The following is a 26,361-nucleotide window of genomic DNA, read 5'->3' on the forward strand; positions in this document are numbered from 1 at the left end:
GCATCCTCCTTATGTTGCTGCGCGGTGCACCCGGCACTGTGCCGGTGCGCTCTCTATCCGCGGGCGAAACACGCCAACATGACAGTATACGAGCGGGCGCGGACGAGAATGCGGTCGCGACGGTCCGGCCGCCGCGCCGACTGTCCGCTCACACGGTGGTCAGCAGGCCGCCGAACATGACGATGAGCAGCGCGGCCGTCTCGATCACGAAAAACAGGATGAACGACGCCCAGCTGCGCGTGAGCACGTTGAGCGGCGACTCCTTGCGGATCGTCACCAGCAGGCCGACCCACAGCACCGCGTACACGGCGATGCCGAAACCGGCCGCGATGATGCCCAGGTTGGCCGCGTTCGCCATGCGCGCGGCGTCGCCGTACACCACGTACGTCGAATACCAGAAGTCCCATTTCAGCAGACTGACGCCGCCGATGAACTGCTCGGCGGCGAGTCCCACGCAGAACACGATGCGCCACAGCCAGCTGCGCGACTCGACCACGGCCAGACCGAGTCCGGTGAACGTGGCGACGGTCACGATCCATGTCATGAACGCGACGCCGCGCGGCGTGAACATGTCCATGTGGGCGACGACCCACTGCGTGTGGTCGACGGCGAGCGTGCGGCCGAACCAGTACGGCACCACGACGGCGAACAGCAGCGCGACCAGATACACGATCCACTGCGCGGGGTGCGAGCGCCGGCGTTCGATGTCGGCCAGCGACAGGTCGGTGTCGGGGATGGAAGGGTCGGGATGATGGGACACGTCGACTGTCTCGACATGCCCGTCCACCAGTTCGACCGCCTCGTTGTTGCTGGTCTCGTCCGCCATGTGCACCTCTTGCCGTTGTCCTCCGCGCGTGCGCCGCACAGTCCGCCGCCGCTGCGGCAGCGTGGTCCGACGCCGCGATTCCTGCTCTGCCATCACTGTACCTCAGGACCTTCGCGCACGAAAAACGGGCCGAAATGCCCGCAACCGGGAGTTGATGGTGCCGTTTGCCCGTTTTCACGCGGAAAAGCGGGCGATTGGCATCATCAATCGTCGGTTGCGGGCGTTTCGGCCCGTGAAATGGTTGCCACCTGTAGGATTACCGCCCGGTTTCAGCGAGCTTCAGCGGCTTACCGCCGGGTTTCAGCCGTCTCAGCTGTCTCAACCTCCCCGGCCGCTGCCAGCCGACTCAGCCCCCGCTACCGTCACAGCGGGTACCTACCCGCTGTGACATGCACCCGGAAACCGGCCTGCGTCCACGGTTTCCCCCACCTCTGTCACAGCGGGTAGGTACCCGCTGTGACAGAGGTGGAGCGAGCGGAAAATCCGCTGTGACGGAGCGACCCAGGTCAGGCGCGCTTGCGCAGCGCGGTGGCCGCGATGCCGGCGGCGGCGAGCGCCACGACGGCGAACGCGATGCCGGTCACGCTGGCGCCGGTGGCGGACAGCTTGCCGCCCTGCTGGCTGCCGGACTGGTTCGGCTTGGCCGCAGGCTTGGTCGGCTTGGTGGTCGGCTTGCCGTTGTTGCCGCCGCCTCCCTGGCCGGGCTTGTTCGGCTCCGGCTTGTTCGGGTTCTCGCCCGGCTTGTTGTTGTCGTCCTTCTTGGTCAGGCCGGCGATGGCGTCGGCGAGCGCGGTGCGCAGCTTGGCGTACTCGGCCGGGTTGACCGTGCCGTTCGGGTCGGCCTTGAGCTGGTCGGCGAGCGCCGTGAGCGCCTTCTGGAACGCTTCCCACGACTTGTCCGTGTACTGGGCGCCGTCGTACCGGGCGGCGTCGTTGAGCGCGAGCTGCGCGTAGTCGCGTTCGGTCTGGTCGTAGGTGAGGCCGGACTTGGCGGCGGCGTACGCCGCTTCGAGGGCCTCGCCGTCGGCCTTGGCGAGGTTGCCGGCGTCGGCGAGCGCGGCGGCGAAGTCGTCGTACGCGGTCTGGTAGGCGTCGTAGCTGGCGGCGGTGTAGAGCGCGTCGGTGTTGGCGACGTGCTCGCCCTTGAGCTGGTCGAGCGTCTTGCCGGTGTAGCGTTCAACGCCCTTGACGGCGGCGTTGAGGGCCTTGACGGCGGCGTCGATCTGGGCCTGGGTGGCTTCGGCGTCCGTCTTGGCGAGGGCCTCGGCGGTCTTGAGCGCGTCGGCGAGCGCGGTCTTGGAGGCGTCGGTCCACGTGGTGGTGTCGACCTTCTTGGCGGCCGCGATGGCCTCGTTCAGGGCGGTCTTGTCAAGGGTGCCGGCGTCCTCGATCGCGGTGGCGGAGAGGTCGTAGATCTTCCACCACTTGGAGACCTCGGTGAGGTTGGTGACGCGCACGGCCTTGACGGTCACGGCCTTGTCGAGGGTGACGATCTTCTTCTGGTCGTCGGCGGTGATGTCGCCGAGCTTGACCCAGTTGCCGTCGCCGTCCTGGTAGTCGAGACGGCCGTTGACGATGGCGTCGCCGCCCTTCTCGGCCTGGATGAAGCGGAACTCCTTGGCCTTGCGTTCGGTCTTGTAGGTGACAGTCACGGTGGCGTTGGCGTTGATGTGGTCGCCGCCGGTGGACTGCAGCCAGAAGAACGTGCTGTCGTCGTTGTCGTAGACGGCCTTCGGGTCGACGTTCTCGCTCCAGGCGGCCGCGCCGACGTTCTCCATGGTGAGGGTGGCGTCGTCCGGCTTCGGGGTCGGCGTGGTGCCGTCAAGCTTCGCCTTGACGAACGAGCCGAGCGAGATGATGGTCGGTCGCACGATCACGAGGCCGCCGCGAGCCGGCTTGTTGCGCTGGTAGTAGTCGGCGATGGTGTGCGTGTCGGACTTGGTGAACGCGGCCTTGCCGGCCTCGTACGCGGTCTTCGCGGCGTCGGTGTCGCCGGCGAGCGCGGACTTGGCGGCGGCGATGTAGTCGAGCGCCGCTTCGGTGGCGTCATCCCAGAAGCTGATCCACGGCTCGACCTGTGCGAACAGGTTCTTGTCGCCGTAGCCGGCGCGGTAGCGCTTGGCGGCGGTCTGCAGCGTCGTGTAGATCTTGGTCGCCTGATCGAGGTCGGCCGCGGTGGCGGAGCCGTCGTCGAGCTTTGCCTTGAGCGCGGTGAGGATGCCTTTGACGTCGAGCTTGCCGGTGTAGTCGACGGACTCCTGGTTGATCCACCACTTGTTGGTGGCGTCGTAGTCGGGGTCGCTGTGGCGGCCGTCGATGCCGCCGTCGTTGAGGATGCGCATGTTCATCGCGAGGTCGCGCAGCGCACGCGAGCCGCTCGTCGCGATCGGCGAGTTGTGGTCGACGTAGCTGAACGAATCCTCCCAGGCCTCCTGGCCGTCCTTCTCGGACTCCCAGGCGTTCCAGCTGTAGTCGGACGCCATGAAGATGCCGACCTTGCTGGGCTCGGACTGCTGCATCGGGTTGAGCATGATGCCGTCATACGTGTTGTAGCCGGCGCCGGGCTTGAGGAAGTTGTTCTGGCCGCCCATGACCAGGTACTGGTAGGCGGTGTTGCGGTTCATGTCGGAGCACGGCCAGTTCACCCACATGAACGGGGAGCGGTCGGTGTTGGACTTGAACTTGGCGGCGAACTCGGGGGTCGCGGCGCCGAACGTGCGCTGACCGGTCATCACGATCTGCACGTTGGACGGGAACTCCTTGTACCAGGCCTCGCCGGCGCCGGTGTACGTGTACAGTGCCGGGCAGTAGAGGATGGTGTCCTTGAGGCCCTCGTACTTGAGGGTGCCGTCGGCGTTCTTCTCCTGCTGCAGCTCGTGCAGCCAGCTGGTCAGGTCCTTGAGCAGCTTGAGGTACGTGTTCTCGTTGCCGTACTTGTCGCCCCAGTTGGTGGAGTCGTCGGCGAGCACCGCGATCTGGCGCACGCCGGCGTCGATGGTCTGCAGGTACTTGGCCTTGAGGACCTTGAGGTCCTCCTGGTAGTGCTCCTCGGTGTCGAAGCGGAAGTACTTGCCGGCGGCCTCGCCCTCGTTGTGGAACGGGGCGAGCGCGTAGACGAAGCGGACCTTGGACTTGTTGCCGGCTTCGGCCTGCGGCTTGATCTCGTTGTCAATCTGCTCCTGCGTGTACAGGCCGCGCCAGTTGTTGCGGTGCAGCGGGTCGTCCTTCGGGGCGTACACGTAGGTGTTCATCTTGTAGTAGCCGCCCCAGGTCATGAGGTTGACGCGGTCGGCGGTGCTCCACGGGCTGCCGTAGTAGCCTTCGATGAAGCCGCGGGACTTGGTGTCGGACCAGTCGCTCACGGTCAGATGGTCGACGGCGCGGCCGGGCAGCTGCTGGAAGATCTGGTAGAGGGTGGTCAGCCCGTAGAACGCGGAGTCGGTGTCACGGCCGAGCACGAGGATCGTGTCCGGGGTCTTCGCGTCGCCCGGCAGGACGGCGAGCACGTAGGCGTCGTTCTTGTCGAACGTGCCGTCGGCGATCTTGAGGGTGCCGTCGGCGATGAGCTTCTTCGCGTAGGCGTCGACCACGCCGTTGGAACCGTTGATGCCGACCAGCACGTTGAGCTGGTACGCGGTCTCGGGGATGGTCTCGCCGGGCTTGGCGGTGATCTTCTTGAGCTTGAGGGTCTCGTCGAGGCGGCTCTTGGTCGCGGAGTCGATGCCGGATTCGACGACGGTGTTCGCCGTGTCGCGCAGGATGAGGCTTCCCTTGCCGTACTGTGCGTCCTGCGGCTGCGGGTAGATCTTGTACTGCTGGGCGGCCTGGCTGCCGGACTGCGAGGCGTCGTCGGCGGCCATCGCCGGCGCCGCGAACGTCGCCGTCATCGCAAGCGCTGCGACGGCGGTCACTGCACGGTATGCGACACCGTGCTTCATGGTGGTAATCCGCATTGATGGATTTCCTTACTTTCTCTGTGTATTCCTGTGACGGCCGGCTTGTCGGCGGGCACGGCCTGCTGCGTGTGTTGCGTCCTTGCGCACGGTTTACGAAATTCTCGCCCCCTGCGCTGGGATGAGGCACGCATGGTTGTGAGCGTCTATCAACGATGCCGTCATATGCCGGGTTCTCCATCCCGGCCGATGACCACTATAGTTTTCGGTGATTTCCCATGCAATCCGCGGTGGAGACGACCACAAGCGCGCTCTGCGGAATCGATAGGGGCCTGTGAGCGGTAACTATGCCGAGTTGACGCCGGAAATCCGCTCTTGAATCGATGTCATATGCCGGAATTTTTTAGGTAAAATCAGATAATTTCTGATAATGGGCCGTCAGGCTCGGCCGGGCATGTCGGGCGGGGCGACTCCCGTCTTTCTCCCATCCACGACCCTTCAAATGGGAGAAACCCGGGAGTCACCGATACAGACTCCCGACATCCTCCCATCCGCACGTCCCGAAATGGGAGAAATCCGGGAGTTCGGTCGCCCGCAGCCGGCCCGCGAACGGTGTCAGGGGCACACGCGACGGATGAACGCGCCGACCGCGGCCCAATACCGGTCCGGATCGGCGCTGGCGCTCATCGCATGGCCGGCGCCGTCAATGACGAGCCGGGTCTTGTCCGGGCTCGCACAGGCGGCGAAGTTGCGGTCGAGGAATGTCGGCGCGACGAACGTGTCCGCCGATCCATGAATGAACAGCATCGGCACATGCGAACGCCGCAGCTGCCGCACGCTCGACGCCTGCCGGAACCCGTATCCGGCACGAAGCCGGCAGCACAGGCTCATGCAGGCCAGCACGGGAACGGCCAAGCATCGGGCGGGCAGATGGTACATCGAGACCGCATTCTCCATGAACTGGTCCCACACCGAGCTGTAGCCGCAGTCCTCGATCGCGGCGACCACATTATCGGGCAGGTCGGTTTCGCCGACCGTCATCATCACTGCCGCCGCGCCCATCGAAACCCCGTACAGCATGATGCGCGCCTGCGGGTCGTGCCGTACGACGAAACGCACCCATTGCATGAGGTCACGCCGGTCAAGCCATCCCATGCCGACGTATCGTCCTTCGCTCAGCTCATGGCCGCGCGCGGCGGGCGCGATTGCGGTAAAGCCCATGTCGGCGAATCGCCTCGCGTATTTCGCCATCTCGCGCGGCCGGCCGGTGTAGCCGTGCTGGAGGATCACGTACCGGTGGGTGGGCGCATAGGGGAATCGTTCGTCGACTGTAACGCCTTGCGCGCCCGCGTGCGCGGCGGCGTCCCGCGTACCCGCGTGCGTCGCTCCGCCCGCCACCGCAGCGTGACGCACTGCTGGAATCCCTTGATTTTCAACGGTTTTCAAAGATGCGTCACGCTGCAGGGGCGAGCAGAGCGACGATGTTGCCACCGGCGACTGCGACGGTGGCAACATCCAGGCGTGGAGGCGCAGTCCGTCCTCGCTGACCGTCCATGTCGGCTCCTTGACGCGCTCGAACCAGCGGGCGGCGCGGACTTCCTCGTCGGCGTCGCGATGCTCGCCTTCCAGCGCGGCGCCTTTGATCTTGCCGGCCTTGACCAGTTTCATCATCGAAATCGGCGCCCGATCATCGAGCGTGAAATGGAACATGAACGCGGAGCCGGCCGCGATCAGCAGACCGAGCGCGCCGGCGGCGACTCCCGTAGTCCGCACCGCCACTCGCCTGGCATGCGCGAATCGCGAGACCGTCATCGGCCCCTTGGCGGATGGCCGTCCGCCATTCGACCCATGGCACTCGATAGGCATTTCCGCACCTCCATATCGTCATCCGCCCATATCGTATGCCGCTCCCATGCCGTCATGCGGTAATGCGGCCGATCGGCATGCGCAAGCCGCCTCCGACGGCGCGACATGCCGAAGCCGTCACGGTGACTCCGGGGTTTGTCCCATTTCCGAGGCTCAGAATGGGAGAAACCCGGGAGTCCCGACCCCCAAACTCCCGACATCCTCCCATCCACGACCCTTCAGATGGGAGAAACCCGGGAGTCACCGATACAGACTCCCGACATCCTCCCATCCGCACGTCCCGAAATGGGAGAAACCAAGGAGTCCCGACCCCCAAACTCCCGACATTCTCCCATTCCCGGCCTCAGAAATGGGAGAAACCAAGGAGTCCGAGCATGAACCTCATCACATCCCCTAGCCAACAGCCGCATTGGTTGTTACTGTGGGGAGTCCAAGGGAAATTCGCACACGACCGCGCGGCCGCCGAGAAGCCGATGACGGTCCTGACGGGGGAAGATTCGATGATCGACAAACGACTGTTCCGGCTGGCTCCTGGCATCGGGCGGCTGACCGCAGGAAAGGTGCTGATGCTGTGGGTCGGCCTGCTGACCAGCGTCGCATTCGTGGTGACGCTGGTCGGTCTGCTGCGCACGCTGTTGGCGACGGCAAGCGGAATGTCGGGCACCACAGCCGCATCCACACCGCTCATCCCCCGGCTCACCGTGCCGCAGTCGCTCGCCGCGCTCGCCGTCATCGCGCTGGTGCGCTACCTCACCACGCTCGGCGCGAACCGGCTTGGCTTCGAGGCGGCGGAACGGGTGAAGCTCTCCCTGCGCGAGCGCCTGTACCGCAAGATGCTGGCGTTGGGACCGGCGTACAGCAACCGTGTGAAGACCGCGGACGTGGTGCAGTCGTCCGGCGAGGGCATCGAGCAGATTCAGAGCTTCTTCGAGCTGTTCCTGCCGCAGCTGTTCTATTCGGTGCTCGCGCCGCTCACCCTGTTCGTGGTGCTGCTGCCGGTGAACTGGCCGGCCGCGCTGGTGCTGCTCGTGTGCGCGCCGCTGATCGTGGTGATCGTGGGCCTGGTGGCGATGCGCGCGGCCCGCGTGTTCAAGAAATACTGGGGAAAGTACACGGATTTGGGTGCCGCGTTCCTTGACGACGTGCAGGGATTGGAGACGTTGAAGGCGTTCGACGCCGACGAGCGCGCGGCCCGCAGCATGGACGCCAAGGCCGAGGAGTTCCGTGTGATGACCATGCGCGTGCTGCAGATCCAGCTGCGTTCGCTCACCGCCATGGACGTGGTCGCGTACGGTGGCGCCGCGGCCGGCATCGGCATGGCGGTCTGGCAGTGCCTTGCCGGTTCGCTCGACCTGGCAGGCGGCCTGGTCATCGTGCTGCTGTCCGCCGACTTCTTCATTCCGCTGCGGCAGTTGGGATCGTTCTTCCACGTGGCGATGAACGGCATGACGTCGACCAAGCGGATCTTCGCGCTGCTCGACGCGCCGGAACCGCAGTACGGCGACGTCGACCTGGACGTCGCCACCGACGGCCGCGGCGGACGGCTGACGGTCCGTTTTGACCATGTCGGGTACGCGTACGAACCACAGCCGGGCAACGCGACGGCCGGAGCGGCGACGACCGACGCGTTGCCGACCGACGCGGCATCGGCCGGGACGCCAACCAATGGAACGACCGAAGCCGGCGAGACGACCACGGAAGCCACGGCTTCGACCGTCATAACCACCGCAGAAACAGCAACGGCCGGCACGGCAACGGCCGAAACAACGACGGCGAGTCCGCCGACCGCTCAATCCGACGGCACGGCAGTCAAGACGGCGGCACCGGCGCTCGCGGATGTGTCGTTCGTCGCGCGGCCGGGCAGTCTCACCGCGATCGTGGGCGTGAGCGGTTCGGGCAAGTCCACGGCGGCCGCGGTGCTCGCCGGCATGGTCACCGGGTACACCGGCTCCGTTACGTTGTCGCGCGCGGATGATGACGGCGATAACGTCACCAGCGGCGGCACTGTCGACGGCAGAGTCACCGGCACAATCAGCAACGACACTGCCGGTGACCGCGTTGTCGTCAACCGCGCCGTCGAGTTGCGTGACCTGAGCGGCGAGTGCCTGTCGCGTACGGTGACGCTGGTCGGCGCACGCGCGCACCTGTTCGCCGGCACCTTGCGCGACAACCTGCTCATGGCCAGCCCTGACGCCGACGACGAACAGCTCTGGTCGGCGTTGCGCGACGCGCGCATCGACGATTTCGTGCATGACCAGCCGGGCGGACTCGACATGACGATCGAGCCGGATGCGGCCAACCTGTCGGGCGGGCAGCGTCAGCGGATCGCCATCGCGCGGGCACTGCTGCATGACAGCGCGGTCTACGTGTTCGACGAGGCGACCAGCAGCGTCGACGCGGAAAGCGAGGAGCGGATTCTCTCGACGATCCGTGAACTTGCCGCCGACCACACGGTGCTCATGATCACGCACCGCATGGCGAACGCGGTCGGCGCCGGCAACATCGTCGTGTTCGAGCGCGGCTCGGTCGTCGAAACCGGCAGCCACAACGAGCTGATGGCTGCCGACGGTACGTATGCGCGGCTGTTCCGCGCCCAGCAGACGATCGAGCAGGTCGGACGCGCGACGGAAGCGGACGGTCCGGCCGGGCGCGACGCCGCACGGTCTGCGGAGTCTGCGCAAGCCGCGTCGACCATGCAGGCAACGCAAACTGCACAGGCGCAGACCACGCAGGCCAGCACTGTGCAGGCACGAATCAACACCGCGAACGACGCACAGCATGGACAGTCCGCGAAAGATGATGCACAGACCGTCCATGTCGCAGACGCTGGGCACGCCGCTGTCGCAGAGGGCGCGCCTTCTGCACACGCCGCACACGCCGATTCCGCACAGTCCGCATCCCCCGCGCCCAGCGACCACGGCCCACGCGGCACGATCCGGCTGATCTGGCGGCTGCTGCACGTGGCCGCGCCGCTGTCGCGGTTCATGGTCGCCGCATGCGTTGCCGGGTCAATCGGGCATCTGGCGGCCACGTTCCTGCCGGTGTTCGGCGTGATGGCGCTGCTCGCGCTCGTCGGCACGCCGGTGTGGGGCATGGGCGTGAGCGCGTCGGTCACGGCGATGGCGGTGTGCGCGCTGATCCGCGGACTCATGCGGTACGTGGAGCAGTTCATGAACCATAACGTGGCGTTCCGTCTGCTCGCGCTGTTCCGTCACCGAGCGTTCGCCGCGCTGCGACGGCTCGCGCCCGCCAAGCTTGACAGCAAAGGCAAGGGTGACCTGATCGCGCTGGTCACCACCGACGTGGAGATGCTGGAGATCTTCTTCGCGCACACGATTTCGCCGACCGTCATCGCGCTCGTGACGACGGTGGCATACGCGGCCGCGCTGTGCACGTTGAACCCGTGGATGGCGCTGCTGCTCATCGCCGCGCATCTGACGGTCGGCGTGACGCTGCCACTGCTGTTCGCCCGTTCGGTGCGCGGCATCGGACCGGCGTTGCGCCGCGAATCCGCCGCGTTGGACGACCGGGTGCTCGACGGCATGCGCGGCATCGGCGAGATCATCCGGTTCGGCGCCGGCGAGGTGCGGGTCGCGGATATCGTGACGCGCACGCGCGGCCTGTGGGCGCGGCGCGCGCGGCTGAACCGCGTCAATGGACGGTTCGCTGGGCTGGGCGGCGTGCTGGTGCTGGTGTTCACGGCCGCGGCGGCTTTCTTGGCGGCTGCAGTGTCCGGGGCTACGCTGTCGGGTGGCGTTGCCAGCGTTGCGGTTGCCAGCGTTGCGGTTGCCGGCGTTGCGGTTGCCGGCGTTGCGGTTGCCGGACCGTCCGCCGCGTTGGTGGCGGCCGTCGTGCTCGTGTCCGGTTCGTTCGGGCCGACGCTTGCGCTGAGTGCACTGCCGGCGAACCTGACGAACACGTTCGCCGCTGCCCGCCGCCTGTTCGCGCTGATGGACGAGGCTCCCGCGGTGGTGGAACACGGCACCGCCACGCCGGAATACACGGGCATGACGCTGGACAGGGTGACGTTCGCATATCCGGAGGCGATGGCGGACGGTTCGGCAGTAGGCATCAACTCGCCTGATGATGGCACGGTCTTGTCTGGTGCCGGCACGGTCTTGATGAATGATGACGCTGCTCGCGCCGGCGTCGGGACGATGCACGATGCCGCTACAACCCCTGCCGACACCGGATCCGCCGGATCTGCGGCCGCCGCAACTGATGCTGAGTCTGTTGATTCCGCGACCGCCGCCGGGCCCGCTCCGGTGCTGGCCGACCTCTCGCTGGACGTGCCGCGAACCGGCATCCTCGGTGTGCAGGGTCCGTCGGGACGCGGCAAGTCGACGGTGCTCAAGCTGCTCATGCGATATTGGGACCCGCAGTCCGGGCGTGTGATGATCGCCGATACGCCGCTGCCGGACGTCGACGCGCAGTACCGGCGTCGCGTGCAGACGCTGATGAGTCAGGAGACCGCGCTGTTCGACGGCACGATCCGCGACAATCTGATGATCGCCCTGCCGCAGTCGGATGGCACGGACGGCACCGCGACGGTCACCACCGACCAGCAAGCCCTCACGCCCCCGCCTACGGAGGCCGTCAGCCGGATTCGCACTTCGGCAACGCTCACGCCCCCGCCGGCGGGGGCTGTCAGCGAAGCTGACTGGGGGTGGTCCTCGCGTCAGCAGCGCCGCAACTCGTCGGAACACGACCTCGACGCGCGGCTGCGCGAAGCGTGCCGCAAAGCGTCGGTACTGGACCTCATCGACTCGCTGCCGCAAGGCTTGGATACACCGGTCGGCGAGCTGGGCGACAGGCTGTCGGAAGGCGAACGCCAGCGCATCGGCCTGGCGCGCGTGTTCCTGCGCGAAGCCGACCTCGTGCTCTTCGATGAGCCGACGAGCCGTCTGGACGCGCTGAACGAGGCGGTGATTTTGCAGTCGATCCTCGCGCTCACACAGGATGGCAACACTGCGGCAGTGCTGGTCTCGCACCGCGAGTCGGCGATGCGCATCGCCGACCGCGTGGTCGCACTGTAGGAGGAGCTGGGGGCGCTGCCGGTGGAGCGGGAACCACCCCCAGTCAGCTACGCTGACAGCCCCCGCCAGCGGGGGCCAAGGCCCCGGGAGAACGCGCTCCACAGCTACCAATTCGGTGGACACTGTCCCGGACTTGGCCCCCTCGGTGGAGGGCCGAACCGAACGGGTCTGTGACATGTGAAGCGATGTCGGCTGGCCCGGACTCGGCCCCCTCGGTGGAGGGGGCTGTCGCGGCCGCAGGACGCGACTGGGGGAGCGTCACCCGCTAGGCACATGCCGCATGACACGGCCTGGCGGGCTACGCTCCCCCAGTCTTCGCTACGCTCAGCCAGCCCCCTCCACCGAGGGGGCCAAGGATGGCGGGCCGGCCAACTCGACGGGTGACGCTCCCCCAGTCAGCCTCCACCGAGGGGGCCAAGGTACCGAGACAGCCGATATCGCCGCAGACACGGCCGGCCCGGTTCTTCACCGAGGGGGCCGAGTCCCGGGACAGTCAGCAACGCTTCACATGTCACAGACAGCCCGGCCTTTATGTCACTTGTCTTCGGTGACGTTCTCGACTTTCACATCCGTGTCCAGGTCCGGGTCTTCGGGCATGGCGGACAGGTCCAGATGCTCGCCGCCGGTCTGGTCGACGAGCACCGTGTCGCCGTCGTGCACCTTGCCGGCAAGCAGCATGCGGGCCAGCTGGTCGCCGACCTCGGTCTGCACGAGGCGACGCAGCGGACGGGCGCCGTACGCCGGGTCGTAGCCGGTGTTGGCGAGCCATTCGCGGGCCGCGGCCGTCACGTCGAGCTTGATGCGACGGTCGGTCAGACGCTGCGCGACGCTGTGGACCTGGATGTCCACGATGCCGCCCAGCTCCTCGCGGGTGAGCGGGTGGAACATCACGATGTCGTCCAGACGGTTCAGGAACTCCGGCTTGAAGTTCATGTGCACGGCGTCCATCACGGCCTTCTTCTTGGCGTCGGCGTCCATGTCCTCGTTGACGAGGAACTGGGAGCCGAGGTTGGAAGTCATGATCAGGATCGTGTTCTTGAAGTCCACGGTCCGGCCCTGACCGTCGGTCAGACGGCCATCGTCGAGCACCTGCAGCAGCACGTCGAAGATCTCCGGGTTCGCCTTCTCGACCTCATCGAACAGCACCACCGAGTACGGACGACGACGCACGGCCTCGGTCAGCTGACCGCCCTGCTCGTAGCCCACGTAACCCGGCGCCGCGCCGATCAGCCGCGAGACGCTCGCCTTCTCCATGTACTCGGACATGTCGATGCGCACCATGGCCTTCTCGTCGTCGAACAGGAAGTCGGCGAGCGCCTTGGCCAGCTCGGTCTTGCCCACGCCGGTGGGGCCGAGGAACAGGAACGAGCCGGTCGGGCGGTTCGGGTCGCTGATGCCGGCACGCGAGCGGCGCACCGCGTCGGAGACGGCCTGAATGGCTTCCTTCTGGCCGATCACGCGCTTGCCGAGGTACTCCTCCATGTGCAGCAGCTTCTCGTTCTCGCCCTGCATGAGGCGGCCGACGGGGATGCCGGTCCATTCGGAGACGATGCCGGCCACGGAGTCGGCGTCCACATGGTCGGGAACCATCGGCTCGGGCTTGGTGGAGCCGGCCGTGCGTTCTTCGGCGTCGGCGGCTTCGGCGGCATCCAGCTGCTTCTGGATGGCCGGGATCTCGCCGTACAGGATACGGCTGGCTTCCGCGAGGTTGCCCTCACGGGTGAACTTGTCGGCTTCCACGCGCTTGGCGTCAAGCTGGGCGCGCAGGTCGCCGACCTTGTTGTGGCCGGCCTTCTCGGCGTCCCAACGGGCCTTGAGGCCGCTCAGCTTCTCGCGGGCGTCGGCCATTTCGGCCTGCAGCTTCTCGAGACGCTCCTTGGATGCCGGGTCCTCGGCCTTCTTGAGCTGCATCTCCTCCATCTCGTAGCGGGTCACCTTGCGCTGCAGCTCGTCGATCTCCTCAGGCGAGGAGTCGAGCTCCATGCGCAGGTGCGCGGCCGCCTCGTCGACCAGATCGATGGCCTTGTCGGGCAGCTGACGGCCGGAAATGTAGCGGTTCGAGAGCGTCGCGGCGGCCACGAGCGCGTCGTCGCCGATCGTCACCTTGTGGTGCGCCTCGTACCGCTGCTTGAGGCCGCGCAGGATCGCGATCGTGTCCTCCACGCTCGGCTCGCCGACGAACACCTGCTGGAAGCGGCGTTCGAGCGCCGGGTCCTTTTCGATGTTCTCGCGGTACTCGTCCAGCGTGGTCGCGCCGATCAGGCGCAGTTCGCCGCGGGCGAGCATCGGCTTGAGCATGTTGCCGGCGTCCATCGAGCCTTCGGCCGCGCCGGCGCCGACGATCGTGTGGATTTCGTCGATGAACGTGATGATCTGGCCGTTCGCGCTCTTGATCTCGTTGAGGACCGCTTTCAGGCGCTCCTCGAACTCGCCACGGTACTTGGAGCCGGCCACCATGGAGCCGAGGTCGAGCGAGATCAGCTTCTTGTTCTGCAGCGTGGTCGGCACATCGCCGGCGACGATGCGCTGGGCGAGGCCTTCGACGACGGCGGTCTTGCCGACGCCCGGCTCGCCGATCAGCACCGGGTTGTTCTTGGTGCGGCGGCTCAGAATCTGGATGACGCGGCGGATCTCCTGGTCGCGGCCGATTACCGGGTCGAGCTTGCCTTCCTTCGCGGCGGCGGTCAGGTCGGTGGAGTACTTCTCCAGCGCCTTGTAGCTGCCTTCCGCATCCGGACTGGTCACCTTGGCACCGCCGCGGATGGACGGCACCGCCTTGCGCAGCGCCTCCGGGGTGACGCCGTACTTCTTGAGGATGTCGGCCGTCTGGTTCGGCGCGCTTGCGGCGATGCCGATGAGCAGATGCTCGGTGGAGACGTACTCGTCGCCCATCTGCTGCATCTCCTTCTCGGCCTGCGCGAGCGCGGCGGTCAGCTGGCGGCTGGCCTGCGGCTGCGACGTGGTGGAGCCGGATGCGCTGGGCAGGGCGACCAGCGCGTTGCGTACGGCCGCGCCGATGCGCTGAACGTCGCCTCCCGCGGCCTGGATCAGGCCCTGAATCACACCGTTCTCCTGACGCAGCAACGCGTCCATCACATGCAACGTCTCAACCTGGGCGTTCCCAGCGGCGGACGCGCTCTGAATGGCGTCACCGATGACCTCCTGGGCCATGGTGGTGAACTTCTGTTCCATATTCAACCTCCGTCTGTCTTGTCGCCGCGGCCGGCGTCGCGTTCGCGCGGCCGGCTGCGGCATGTTTCGTCAATGTCTGATATGCACAACCGTCTTGTCAATCAGTTTATTCCCAAAAGTTGAGTGAACGTGACTCAAGTTTTGTGCGTGTCGCGACGACAGCGATGCTGCAGATGACGTCGCGGACGACGGCACAGCGGACAACCACCCCAGCCGCGCCGCGCATGTTACGACCCGCGTGCCGCCGCGCGCGATTCATGCTCCTATACTGCTTGCTGGCGTCGTATGGGCTTGCCAAGACAGACACATGACGCTCCCCCAGTCAACAACGTTGACGGTCTCCTCCATCGAGAGGGACGAGGAGATGCCCAACGCCTCGGCAAGCACGGCGAGCAAGAGAAGTCGAGAAATCGAGAAATCGGGAAGTGTCATGATCTTTCAATCCGGGTCGCTGCTGCTGGTCATCATCGGCGCGTATCTGCTCAAACACCTGCATATCTTCGGCGACCACGACTACCACGTGCTGCAGGGACTGGTCTTCAACCTGACGCTGCCGTGCGCGATCATGCTGTCGTTCGCCACCAACAAACACGACATGAAGATGCTGTGGATCGTGCTGTTCGGCTTCTTCGCCTGCGCGATACCGCTGTTCATCGTCTACGTGGGCTCTCGCGGAGACGAGCGCAACTACCGCGCGTTCCAGATGCTCAACGCTTCCGGGCTGAATCTCGGCGCGTTCTGTCTGCCGGTCGTGCAGACGTTCATGGGACCGTCCGCCGGTCTGCCGATCATCATGCTCGACATCGGCAACGCGACGGTCGCCACGGCCGGCTCGCTCACCATCACGCGCACGCTGCTGCACATGGACGGCAACTTCCGTTCGCTGCCGCTGGTACTGCGCGTACGCGGCATCCTGCATGACTTCTTCAGCTCGATCTCGTTCGACATGTACATGCTGATGTTGATCTTCGTGTTCGCGCATGTGACGATCCCGCAGCCGATCATCACGTTGATCACGCCGTTCGCCAACGCGAACGCGTTCTGCACGATGGCGATGATCGGCCTCATGATGGAGGTGCCCGACAGCCGCAAGGACCGGATGGAGCTGCTCAAGGTGATCTGCTGGCGGCTCGTGTTCGCGTGCGTCATCGCAGTGGCGGCGTGGTTCCTGCTGCCGTTCGACGAGCGGATCCGCGAAATCATGGTGCTCGGCTCGTTCGCGCCGATCACGATCTTCTCGACCAAGTTCACCGATTCGCTCACCGGCAACGCGAAGCTCGCCGGGTTCTCGATGACCGTCACCGCCGTGCTCAGCCTGATCCTCATGACCGCTCTGCATGCCGCCCTGCCGGTGGCGTGAGCGGGTGGCGACGGACAGCCGGCGGCGCTCCCCCAGTCTTCGCTACGCTCAGCCAGCCCCCTCCACCGAGGGGGCAAGTGACGGGCCGGCACCTCCGGCGAAGGGCGATTGTCCCGCACCCTCGGCCCCCTCGGTGGAGGGGGCTGTCAGCGAAGCTGACTGGGGGAGCGACACCCGCTGCCGCAACGTGTGCTATGCGCGCACGATCACGTTGCGCAGGTCGCCCACGCCTTCGACGTGGACGATGGTCTCATCGCCCGGGTCGAGATGGCCGGACGCGTTCGGCGTGCCGGTCATGATGACGTCGCCGGGCAGCAGCGTGGAGAAGCTGGAAATCGCGGCGATCTGCTCCGGGATGCCGTGAATGAGGTTCGCGGTGGTGCCGGACGCCATCGGCACATCCTCGCCGTTGAGCGTGAACGAGATGTGCGCGTCCTTCCAGTTCACGTCGTCACGCGTGACGATCCACGGGCCGAGCGGGCAGGACGTGTCGAAGCCCTTCGCGCGCGTCCACGTCGGGTCGACGCCCTGCAGGTCGCGCAGGGTCACGTCGTTGACGCACGTGAAGCCGAGCACGTAGTCCATGGCCTTCTCGACGGGCACATTCTTGGCGACGCGGCCCATCACCACGGCCAGTTCCGGCTCGAAGTTCATGTCCTTCGAGCACGGCGGGTACACGATCGGGTCGTCGGGGCCGATCACGGACGTGGACGGCTTGGTGAAGATGACCATGTTCTCCGGCGCGTGCGCGATCTCGGAGTGGCCGGCTTCGTGCATGAACTGGGCGTGCGCCTCGTAGTTCTTGGCCAGGCCGTACACCTTGGACGGGATGACTGGCGCGAGCAGGCGGATGCCGTCCGCATCGACCGCGTAGCGCTCGCCGGTCGGCTTGACCGGCTGGGCGCCGAACGGGTAGCCGTCGAGCTCCACGAGGTAATCCTTGCCGTCCGCCGCGTCCTGCTGGACGAAGGCGTAGCGCGGCGTGTCATTGAGTGAAAAACGTGCGATTCTCATACCCACCAGTGTACGACGGGCGGGGCCGGGATGCGGTTCGATGCGTGGCCAGGCGGCCCGCACCCGCGTCAGGCGCGGCGAATAGCGGGACCGGCTGCATGATGACGCCGGGAACCACCCTCAGTCTCGCTGCGCGAGCCAGCTCCCGCCAGCGGGAGCCCCGAGACGGGCCAGCCAACACCCGCCGCGCCCCGCACGCCGAACACCACGCTCCCGCACGCTGAACGCCCGCCACGCCCCCCGCTGGCGGGGGCTGTCAGCGAAGCTGACTGGGGGTGGTCACCCAACAACCACCGCGCCAAATCACCCCTGACGCTACGTCGTGCAGCCGGCTGCTGCTCACTCGGAGAAGCTCTTGTTGTACAGCGTCTTGCCGCCGGTCGTATGCACGTAGATGCGGACCTGCGCGTTGCCGCCCGTGTCACACGTCTGGTTCAGCGTCGCCGCCACCTGCTTGTACGAGCTGCTGGAGGAGTCAAGCTGGGAGACCATGCCTTCGGCCTGCGTCGCGTACTGGTCGGGGACCAGGTAATCGTAGACCAGCGTGTTGCCCTCGCCGCGGATCGAAATCTGGATGCCGGCGCCCGCGAACTGCGAGGACAGGTTCTTGATCTGCGACTGGACGGCGGACGAGTTCGCGAATTCCTCGACGGTCGGCTTGCCGCTTGTGCTGCTGCCGGAGCTTTCGCTGCCGTTAAGGTCCTGCTCGAGGTCGCTGTCCCCCTGCTGCAGCGAGTTGTCCAGGCTGTTGGAGTCGGAACCATTGCTGTTGGAGTCAGAGCCGTTGGAATCGTTGGAGTCACCTGAGCCGTTGGAATTATTGGAATCCGAGCCGTTGGAGTCCGTGTTCCCGTCGGACTGGTCGGAGGAGTCGGACCCGCTCTTGCCTTCGGCGGTCGTGGACTGGCTGGTCGTGGCCTGCGGCGTGATGAGCTTGCCGTTCTCGATCTTGTATCCGGCGAATCCGGTGGTGAACAGCGCGACGGTCAGCAGCACGCTGAGCACCATCTCGATGACGCTCACCACGATGCCGCCGATGGCGAGCCCCTTGCCCTTCTCGCCGGACTTCTTGATCTGCGACAGGCCGACGATGCTCACAATCAGGCCGGGGAGCGCCACGAAGAACGAGAGGATCAGGCCGACGAGCGCACACGTGTTCGTGCGGTCGGCGTGCGGCGGAACCGGCTCGTATTCCGGCTGAATCACCGGCGGCTGGCCGTACGGGGCACCGCCCTGCGGACCATAGCCGACTCCCGGCTGTCCGTTGCCATAACCATAACCGGACTGCGGCGCAAGCGGAGAGCCGTACGCCTGGGTCGGAGCCTCCTGAGCGGCAAGCGGGGCGCCGTACGCCGCCGTCGGGGCCTCCTGTGGATTCAGCGGATTGCCATACGACTGCGTGGGCGCGCCCTGTGCGGCGAGAGGCTGTCCGTATGCGGCGGTCGGGGCGTCCTGCGAGGGCGAGCCGGCAAGCGGAGCGCCGTACGCCTGTGTCGGGGCCTCCTGCCCATACGGCTGCTGAGCGCCCTGACCATAGGGCGCCGCCGTGTTCCGCTCGTAGCCCGAACCCGCGGGCATGGGCGCAGTCGGAGCGCCAGCAGGATTGCCATAGGGAGGCTGCGGCGCTCCCGGAACCATGTCGTTCATGTTTCTCCTCGATTCACATCATTGCTGCAGTTGTTCGCCGGCGCGTCCACCCACCGCCGACGCACGGCAATCGGACGGTCACCGCAGACCGGTTTCCCATCTCACTGTCAGCCTACTCCCACTATCGAGGAGGGGGAACATATGGTTCCGATATCCATGCCTACCCCACAATTGGCCGCAACTACCGCACAATCGACCACAATCGCCACCCAGCCGGCCATCCCCCAGCCATCCGTCATCCAGCCGCCGCTCCGTCCACCCCACACTCCCCCTTGCGTCACAGCGGGTACCTACCCGCTGTGACGACATCGCGCAAACCCTTGCAAACACTGGAATCCCAACGTCGCGTCACAGCGGGCAGCTACCCGCTGTGACGCAAGTAGGGAAAACGCTCGCGCGCAACGTCAACCACGCAAACGTCACGAGAACGTCACCAACACAGCGACATCACGCAACGCAACACAACATCACACCCCCACGCCAGCGTCACCCCGCGCAACGCAACATCACTCCACGCCCACGTCATCCACGCAGTGCGCGCGGCCAGAACGCGGCGTGCCGCATCGGCCGCCACGAACCGTGACGCAGCCGGCCCACCGCCCCCACAAGCAGCCACCCGCCTGCGAGGCCGCACACGACGGTCGTCGTCACCAACGACCTCGTATCATGCAGGTCGCCCGGCTCCGGCGCAGGCACCGGAATCGCCACACGGTGGCCGGACACCAGCAGACGATGCGTGTTGACGCCGTACGGCGTGCACGTCATCAGCGTGACGCGGTCCTCGCCGGGCGTGATCTTCAGCTGGGACGTGTCGTCCGGCAGGATCACCGAAATACGGTCCACCTTGTAGCCGAGCGTCTCCCCCATCACCTCGATGTAGAAGAAATCGCCCTTCACCATCTCGTCAAGCCGCGTGAACATCAGCGCGTTGACCAACCCACGATGCCCGGTGATCACCGCATGCGTGCCCTTGCCGCCCACCGGCAGCGACGAGCCGTACAAGTGGCCGGACCCCGCGGCGAGCGCCTCCTCGGACGTGCCGTGATAGATCGGCAGGTCGACCGAGATCTTGGGGATGCGGATGGTGCCCATTACCCCGTCGCCGGCGTCCAGCAGCGACTGGTACTCCTTGTCTTTGGCGGCGGCAGAGTCCTCGCCTTTCGCCTTCGAGCCGCCCTGCGCCGCCGAAAACGGGTCGACCGCCTCGCCCAGAACCGGCTGGCCGGACGCGGCGAGACGCCTGTTGTACGCGCGCGCGGCCGCCAGCGCGTTCTTCGCCTGCGGATACGGCCAGCCGGCGACGGTGCTGGCGGCCGTGTCGGACACTTGCGACAGGCGGCGTGAACTCTGGTATTGCAAGGCAAGCGGATAACCGACCACGCAGACGGCGGCGAGCAGCAGCACCAGCGTCACGATGCGCATGACCAGCAGCTGGCGGCGCAGACGACGGCGGGTCGCGACCATATCCGCGATGTCCGTCGCCTCGGCGAACGTGGGGGACGCCGGGGATGCGGAGGCGGCGGGGGACGACGCTGGATCCTGCTTGGTGGTCTGCGCGGCCGGCTGCTTGGCGGCGGCGCGGTCCGATGGCTGCGTCGAGCCGCGCGCCACGCCCGCCGCGGCCGGGGTGCTCTCGGTTCCGGAATCGCGTTCGGCCTGCCGCATGTCGCCGTTTCGCTGCGTCATTGTCATCACCGCATCCGTTCCGTCGTCATCGTTGCTGATTGCCATGGTCCGCCACGCGCTGCACCGTCTCGGTCAGCGTTCGTAGAACACACCGAACGTCGGGAAGCCGTGACGCGCCGGCTTGACCTCCTGCGTGGGGATTTCGGTCACGTCGACCTGCTCGACCTGCGCGTAACGGGGGCCTTGCTTCAGCGCGGAAATCAGCTGCGCCACCCTGGCGCGCGGACCCTGCGCCTCGACCTCGACCGAACCGTCATACTGGTTGCGCACCCAGCCGGCGAGCTTGAGGCCGCCGGCCTTCATCACGGTGAAATAGCGGAATCCGACGCCCTGCACGAGACCGGTCACAAGGATATGGACGCGGATGTCGGCGGAGACGGAGGTGGAGGCGGGAGCGGACGCAGAGGATCCCCTTGCGGCGTCATCTTCGCCCGTTGCGCGCGCAGTAGCGTGATTGACCATCCCAGCCCCCATGTCCCGGCAAACGATTCGCCACCATTGTACTAGGGTTCCATCGGAGGGGACGCCGGACGGGTGGGACGCCACCGGCTGGACGCCACCGGGTAGAATGCCGCTCACCATCCAACGCTCCGCTCCTCCCCCCACAACCGACCGTACTCATTGAACGGCGTTCCAGTACGGTCGGTTCAACATGCACAACGGAACGTACGCGGACATCAGGTTCCGAGTACGGTCCGTTGATTTTTCACAACGGAACGTACCCGAAGCCCGCCGTCCGAGTACGGTCGGTTGTGAAAGCCCGGAATCAGATGAAGGCGCGGGCGCCGAAGATCGCCGTGCCGACGCGCACGATGGTGGAGCCTTCGGCGATGGCGAGCTTCATGTCGTGCGTCATGCCCATCGACAGTTCCGTGCAATGCTCGGTGCCGGCGGCCTTCGACGCGAGGATGGCATCGCGCGTCTCGCGCAGGTGGGCGAAGCAGGCGCGAATCGTGGGCTCATCGTCCACATGGGCGCCGATGGTCATCAGGCCTTCAAGCCGAAGCCCGTCCAGCGTGGCGATCTGCTGGGCAAGGTCGACGGCGGCCGCCGGGTCACAGCCGGACTTCGACTCCTCGCCGGACTCGTTCACCTCGAGCAGCACGCCGACCGTGATGCCGTGTGCGACCGCGCGGCGGGAGATGCGCACGGCCAGTTCCAGGCCGTCCACGGATTCGATGGTGCCGACGTACGGCAGGACCTTGCTGATCTTGTTGGCCTGCAGCTGGCCGATGAGATGGAAGGGGATGGTATCGGCGGTCGCAGCGGCTGCTGCGGCATCGGCGGAGCCATCCACGCCGAGCGTCAGCCCACGCTGCGCGCACAGCCGGCGCATGCCGTCGGCCTTCGCAAGCACCTCCTGCGGGCGGTTCTCGCCGATCATGCGCACGCCGGCGTCGATGGCCGCCATGATCTCCCCCACGTCCCGGGTCTTCGTCGCCGCCAGCAGCCGCACCGAGCCCGCAGCTCGACCAGCCGCAGACTCCGCCTGCGCGATGTCGTCAAGCACGCGGTGCACGCCGTCGCGAATCTCGGTGCTCCGCGTTTCATCGATGATCTCATTGGCGAGATCCTTGTGATCCATATAAGCCGTCATGGCTCCCCATCCTAGTACCTCGACAAACTGAATCCGACCGATGGGACGCCCCTGCCGTCCCCTCTCCGGCAATCTCATGTGAGAAATCGGCCCGCTACGGACGGCATTCCCGAGTAGACGGGCATCGTCGCCGGTAGACGCGGCATATCGCATTGCGCATTCGTTGGAAAATGGCGGAAATGATGTGCGGAATTCCGCTCTATACTCACACCAATGCCCGCCTATTGGGGAATAGGCCTGTAATCATGCGGAAACGGAATACGCCGCCAGTCAGGCCGATTTCCGCCACCGACAGGACCTACAGCACGCCGAACGGGTCGTCGGGGACCCTACGGTCGGCGGTGTCCGTGGCGACCTGATCCCACGAGAACACACGGAGCAGGTCGGCTGCGGAGCATGGCTCCGGATCCGGCTGCAACCCCAGCAGCCATCCGCAGTAGCCGACCACCTGATGCGCGGTGACGCCACGTGCCCGCAAGGCACCCATGTCCAGCGACCGTTCCCGCTTGGCCAGGCGACGCCCCTGCGCATTGTCGATCAGCGGCAAATGCGCGAACGACGGGATTGGCGCCGTCGCATTCCGCGCCGCCCCAATCGCAGCTGTTTGTCTGCGAGCTTTGGCAACCGTTTCGACGTGCGAGGCATCCGTGGCACCGATGGCGTTCACGCCGTCGAAGCCCGCCGACAACAGCGACTCGCGGATGTACAGCTGCAATGCGGTCGAGCGCAGCAGATCGCGGCCGCGCACCACGTCGTTCACGCCCATGAGCAGGTCATCGACCGTGACCACCAGCTGATAGGCGAACAGCCCGTCGGCCCGGCGTACCACCGTGTCGCCGAGGTCGCGGGCGAGGTCGAACCGTTGCGGCCCGAACACGCGGTCATGGAACGTCATAAGATTGCGCGGGTCGCCGGCAGCCGGCATGGCGATGCGCAGCGAGTGGCGGTCTCCGCGCTTCAGCCGGTCGCGCACCTGCTGCGGGTCGTCGGCGAGCGTCCGACGGCATGTGCCAGGGTAGATGATGAACCGGTCGCCCTCTTGCGGGGCCGAGGCGGCGCGGATGTCGGCGCGCGAGCAGAAACACGGGTAGATGAGCGGGGTTGTGGGATTACGATGCGCACCGTTGTCCGCACCGCCATCGCCCGCAGAGTTATGGCTTCCTGCCGCGGACGCCGTATTCCGCCAGCCGAGTGCATCCAGCGCCTGCTCGTAGAGGTCGAGCCGCTGCGACTGGTAGGCGGGCTCGCCGTCCCAGTCGAGGCCGAGCCAAGTCAGATCGTCCATGATCCAGCGGTCGGCGTCCGTCATGACGCGCGGGGTGTCGATGTCTTCGATGCGCAGCAACATGCGGCCGCGGCCGGCGCCGCTGTCGCTGCTATGCGCCGATAGCCATGCGGCCAGCATCGCGGTGATGTTGCCGAGATGCATGCGGCCGGACGGCGTGGGCGCGAACCGGCCGACCACCGAGTCCCTCACGCCGCCGGGTGCCATAGTGTTCACATCGTCCATATTGACCTTCCCTCACACCGCCGTTTCATCGTCGCCCGCGACCCCATCTCACCAGTGCGCCCACAATTCGGAATCAAGCGGCCATGGGTTGATCGTGCAGCCGCGCAGCGACATCGACTGCTCCTGCATGAGCGGCGCCGGTTTGCCGGGAGCCGTGCAGACGCTCTCGTTGTCGCGGTGGTCCAGCTTGTGACCGGTCTCATGGTTGATGACCATTGTCCGGTAGTTGGCGAGCGTGCCGCCGCCGTTCAGCCAGCTTTCGGTCGGTTGCCGCCAGCGGTCGTAGTTGACGATGACGTGGTCGCCGGCGCGGCAGCTGTACTTCGGCGAGCAGATCGGCGAGAACGTGCGCATGTATTGCGCCTGCGACAGCGTGTAGGTCATGTCGCATCGGCCGCTGTCGCTTTGCACGAACGTGAGGCCTGCCCGCGGCCAGCCGCGCGGATTGTTGAGCGTCATATAGACGGTCTGGGCGAATTCGGTGGTGTCGCCGACATCGCCTCTCGTCGAAACACAGTACTGGTACCGGTGTTGCGGCTTGCCGCTGGAGGTCGCCTTGCGCTCCGCAGCGGCAAGGATTGCGCGGCGCTGCGCCGCGGTGAACGGCTTGTCCGGGTCGTATGACGGGACGGCGGATTTATGGAGCGCGGCGGAATCGCCGGCATGTTTCCTGCCGTCGGCGGGTTTCGCAGCCGCTTGCGGCGCCGACTGCATTGACGGTCGGACGCCCGACATCCCCGGCACCCGCATGACGGCCGCGTGAACCATCAGCGCGAACAGCGTGACCGCCATCACGAACAGAACGATTCGCCTCACCCGACGGCTCCGAAGCGCTCGGAGCACATCCTCACCATTCAACCGCTGCAACTCTCATCCCATCTTGCGGCGCAAACCGCACGCGCCGCATCCAACGTAAGGATTGTACCCGACCTTCCGACGGCTTTCGGCCTGTTATGAACGCCATTCCGGAGTAGACGGGCATGGGCGCCAGTAGAGCCGAAGCACACGTTGTACAAAACCGCGGAATTCCAACGGTGAGGATTAGCCGAAACGGCCGTTTACCTGCACCGATGCCCGTCTACTCCGGAATAGGCCCGAAAACAGGCCGATTTCCGGTGCAGGCGCGGCCTGGTCGGGCTTTCCAAGGTCTGTCAGCCCCGCTGGCAGACCCTTTGCCGGGAATTCGAGGACCGTCAGCCGCCGAGGAGTCCGAGAGCATGGCCCGCCGATCATTCCTGACCAACCGTACTGGAAACCGGCCTTACGAGTACGGTCGGTCAACACTGTTTGACGAACCGTACTCGGGTAAACGGCACGAGTACGGTCCGTCGTGATGATGCGGCGGGGACGGCGCTCCCGGCCAGGATTCGACGGCAGCCCCATTCCGCCAAGAGGCAGGTGAACCCGCCGTCCGAGCCATCGCACGACTCGCGCTTCTCCGCCGAAGTGCCGAAGACGTGTCAGCGGGCTGACGACTCCGGCTGCGGTATGACGCCCATCATCCGGAACCGACCGGCCGGCTGTGGCTATGGCTCACCGGTATCCGAAGACATGCCGATCGGCCGCGCGACCGGCCAGCATGCGGAGGCCCCGCATATGACGCAGGGGGTGTGGGCCGCGGAATCATCCGCAATCCCACACCCCCTGCATGGAGTCATCCGCCGTACGTGCAGCAGCGGCCGGCTATCCGCTCACGGGGCCGGCACGCAGTCATGCGTGACGTACGGTCACGGTCAGGCGAAGAAGGCGACGAACAGCCAAGCGCCGATGACCGCGCCCACGATCGGGGCGACGACCGGAATCCAGGCCTCGCCCCAACGGGACGTGCCCTTGTGCGGGATCGGCAGGATGGCGTGCAGCAGACGCGGCATGAGGTCGCGGGCAGGGTTCAGGCCAGGGCCGGTCGGGCCGCCCATGGAGGTGACAAGGCCCCACACGATGAAGCCGACGACGATCGCGGCGGCGGCCGGATCCTTCTCGCCCCACGGGTCCATCAGGCAGCACAGCGCACCGAAGACGAGCACGAGGGTGCCGAACATCTCGTTGAGGAAGTAGTTGATCTTCTGGTTGTCCGCGTCGGTGGTGCAGAAGGTGGCAAGGATGGCTTCCGGATCCTCGGTGTCCTTGTAGTGCGGGTAGTAGGTCAGGTACACGATGAACTGGCCGAGCGCGGCGCCGAGCAGCTGTGCGATGATGTACGGCAGCACGTTGGCCCACGGGAACATGCCCATGATGGCCTGCGCGAGGGTCATGGCCGGGTTGATGTGGGCGCCGGAGACCGCGCCGAACATGAGCACCGGGAACATGACGCCGAAGCCGTAGCCCATGGCGATGTTCAGCCAGCCGGCATGGTGGCCCTTCGTGTTCTTAAGCTCGACGTTGGCCACGGAGCCGTTGCCGAAGATCATCAGGATGGCGGTGCCGAAGAACTCGGCCGCCAGCTTGGTAAAGAGAGAATATTCCACTGCTGCTTCTTTTCCCTGTTGGTTTCTCTTGGTTGTTTCTCTATAGTCGACGGTCCGCGACGATTCGCCATGTTTTCGTGATTCGCGCAGAGCAGACAAACAGTAGCATTGTACGCCGAGGGGTGACTGCGCGAAGTGGCGGCAGACCGTGTTTGTTGTTTTGATGGGTGGGTTGATATGACGAGAGGCTTCTAGGCAGAATGGGTGGTGCCTTAAACCTATCCGTTCTAGCGAAGGAGCCTCCATGGTCAAGGGTAGCAGTGCCAGTG

14 protein-coding genes are annotated in these 26,361 nt (G+C 66.1%); 2 read left to right on the plus strand and 12 right to left on the minus strand.

Annotation, left to right across the window (positions count from 1 at the left end; genetic code table 11):
* Nucleotides 1-148 precede the first annotated feature (148 nt).
* The 3 genes from F7D09_RS07860 to F7D09_RS07870 all read right to left on the minus strand — a co-directional run bounded on the left by F7D09_RS07860 (nt 149) and on the right by F7D09_RS07870 (nt 6,531).
* The gene (locus F7D09_RS07860; RefSeq protein ID WP_152234856.1) at nt 149-826 is read right to left on the minus strand and encodes a hypothetical protein; all 678 of its coding nucleotides are present in this window, start codon (nt 824-826) and stop codon (nt 149-151) included.
* Between the two features lie 506 nt (nt 827-1,332).
* Nucleotides 1,333-4,779 carry a beta-N-acetylglucosaminidase domain-containing protein gene (locus tag F7D09_RS07865; RefSeq protein ID WP_152234845.1) on the minus strand — a complete coding sequence of 1,149 codons (3,447 nt, stop codon included), beginning with the start codon at nt 4,777-4,779 and terminating at the stop codon, nt 1,333-1,335.
* A 555-nt stretch (nt 4,780-5,334) separates the two neighbouring features.
* Nucleotides 5,335-6,531, minus strand: a complete 1,197-nt coding sequence (locus F7D09_RS07870; protein WP_226836114.1) for an alpha/beta hydrolase — start codon at nt 6,529-6,531, stop codon at nt 5,335-5,337.
* Between the two features lie 554 nt (nt 6,532-7,085).
* On the opposite strand from F7D09_RS07870, the gene F7D09_RS07875 reads away from it, so the two are divergent.
* Nucleotides 7,086-11,621, plus strand: coding sequence for an ABC transporter ATP-binding protein/permease (locus F7D09_RS07875; RefSeq protein WP_152234846.1), 4,536 nt, complete (start codon nt 7,086-7,088; stop codon nt 11,619-11,621).
* Nucleotides 11,622-12,155: 534 nt separating this feature from the next.
* On the opposite strand, the gene clpB is transcribed toward F7D09_RS07875, so the two are convergent.
* Nucleotides 12,156-14,813 (minus strand): ATP-dependent chaperone ClpB, encoded by a 2,658-nt coding sequence (gene clpB / locus F7D09_RS07880; protein ID WP_152234847.1) that lies wholly within the window; start codon nt 14,811-14,813, stop codon nt 12,156-12,158.
* 430 nt (nt 14,814-15,243) lie between these two features.
* On the opposite strand from clpB, the gene F7D09_RS07885 reads away from it, so the two are divergent.
* The gene (locus F7D09_RS07885; protein ID WP_152234848.1) at nt 15,244-16,173 is read left to right on the plus strand and encodes an AEC family transporter; all 930 of its coding nucleotides are present in this window, start codon (nt 15,244-15,246) and stop codon (nt 16,171-16,173) included.
* Between the two features lie 192 nt (nt 16,174-16,365).
* Here F7D09_RS07885 and F7D09_RS07890 read toward each other — a convergent pair whose 3' ends face one another.
* The 8 genes from F7D09_RS07890 to F7D09_RS07925 form a co-directional block, all read right to left on the minus strand.
* Nucleotides 16,366-17,187: a fumarylacetoacetate hydrolase family protein gene (locus tag F7D09_RS07890; protein WP_152234849.1), complete on the minus strand. Its 822-nt coding sequence runs from the start codon at nt 17,185-17,187 to the stop codon at nt 16,366-16,368.
* A 339-nt stretch (nt 17,188-17,526) separates the two neighbouring features.
* Complete coding sequence (locus F7D09_RS07895; protein ID WP_152234850.1) at nt 17,527-18,834, minus strand: DUF4854 domain-containing protein; 1,308 nt, start codon at nt 18,832-18,834, stop codon at nt 17,527-17,529.
* A 522-nt stretch (nt 18,835-19,356) separates the two neighbouring features.
* Nucleotides 19,357-20,298 carry a class C sortase gene (locus tag F7D09_RS07900; protein ID WP_226836118.1) on the minus strand — a complete coding sequence of 314 codons (942 nt, stop codon included), beginning with the start codon at nt 20,296-20,298 and terminating at the stop codon, nt 19,357-19,359.
* A gap of 294 nt (nt 20,299-20,592) precedes the next feature.
* Nucleotides 20,593-20,982, minus strand: coding sequence for an acylphosphatase (locus F7D09_RS07905; protein WP_152234851.1), 390 nt, complete (start codon nt 20,980-20,982; stop codon nt 20,593-20,595).
* Between the two features lie 304 nt (nt 20,983-21,286).
* Nucleotides 21,287-22,117 carry a YggS family pyridoxal phosphate-dependent enzyme gene (locus F7D09_RS07910; RefSeq protein ID WP_152234852.1) on the minus strand — a complete coding sequence of 277 codons (831 nt, stop codon included), beginning with the start codon at nt 22,115-22,117 and terminating at the stop codon, nt 21,287-21,289.
* Nucleotides 22,118-22,415: 298 nt separating this feature from the next.
* Nucleotides 22,416-23,582, minus strand: coding sequence for a glutamyl-Q tRNA(Asp) synthetase (locus F7D09_RS07915; RefSeq protein ID WP_226836122.1), 1,167 nt, complete (start codon nt 23,580-23,582; stop codon nt 22,416-22,418).
* Nucleotides 23,583-23,675: 93 nt separating this feature from the next.
* A complete protein-coding gene (locus F7D09_RS07920; RefSeq protein WP_226836116.1) occupies nt 23,676-24,443 on the minus strand; it encodes a DUF3152 domain-containing protein in 768 nt (255 codons plus the stop codon).
* A gap of 917 nt (nt 24,444-25,360) precedes the next feature.
* Entirely contained in the window at nt 25,361-26,092 is a 732-nt protein-coding gene (locus F7D09_RS07925) for an MIP/aquaporin family protein (RefSeq protein ID WP_152234853.1), read from the minus strand.
* Nucleotides 26,093-26,361: the final 269 nt, after the last annotated feature.

Source organism: Bifidobacterium leontopitheci (assembly GCF_009193355.1).
Taxonomy (GTDB): Bacteria; Actinomycetota; Actinomycetes; order Actinomycetales; family Bifidobacteriaceae; genus Bifidobacterium; species Bifidobacterium leontopitheci.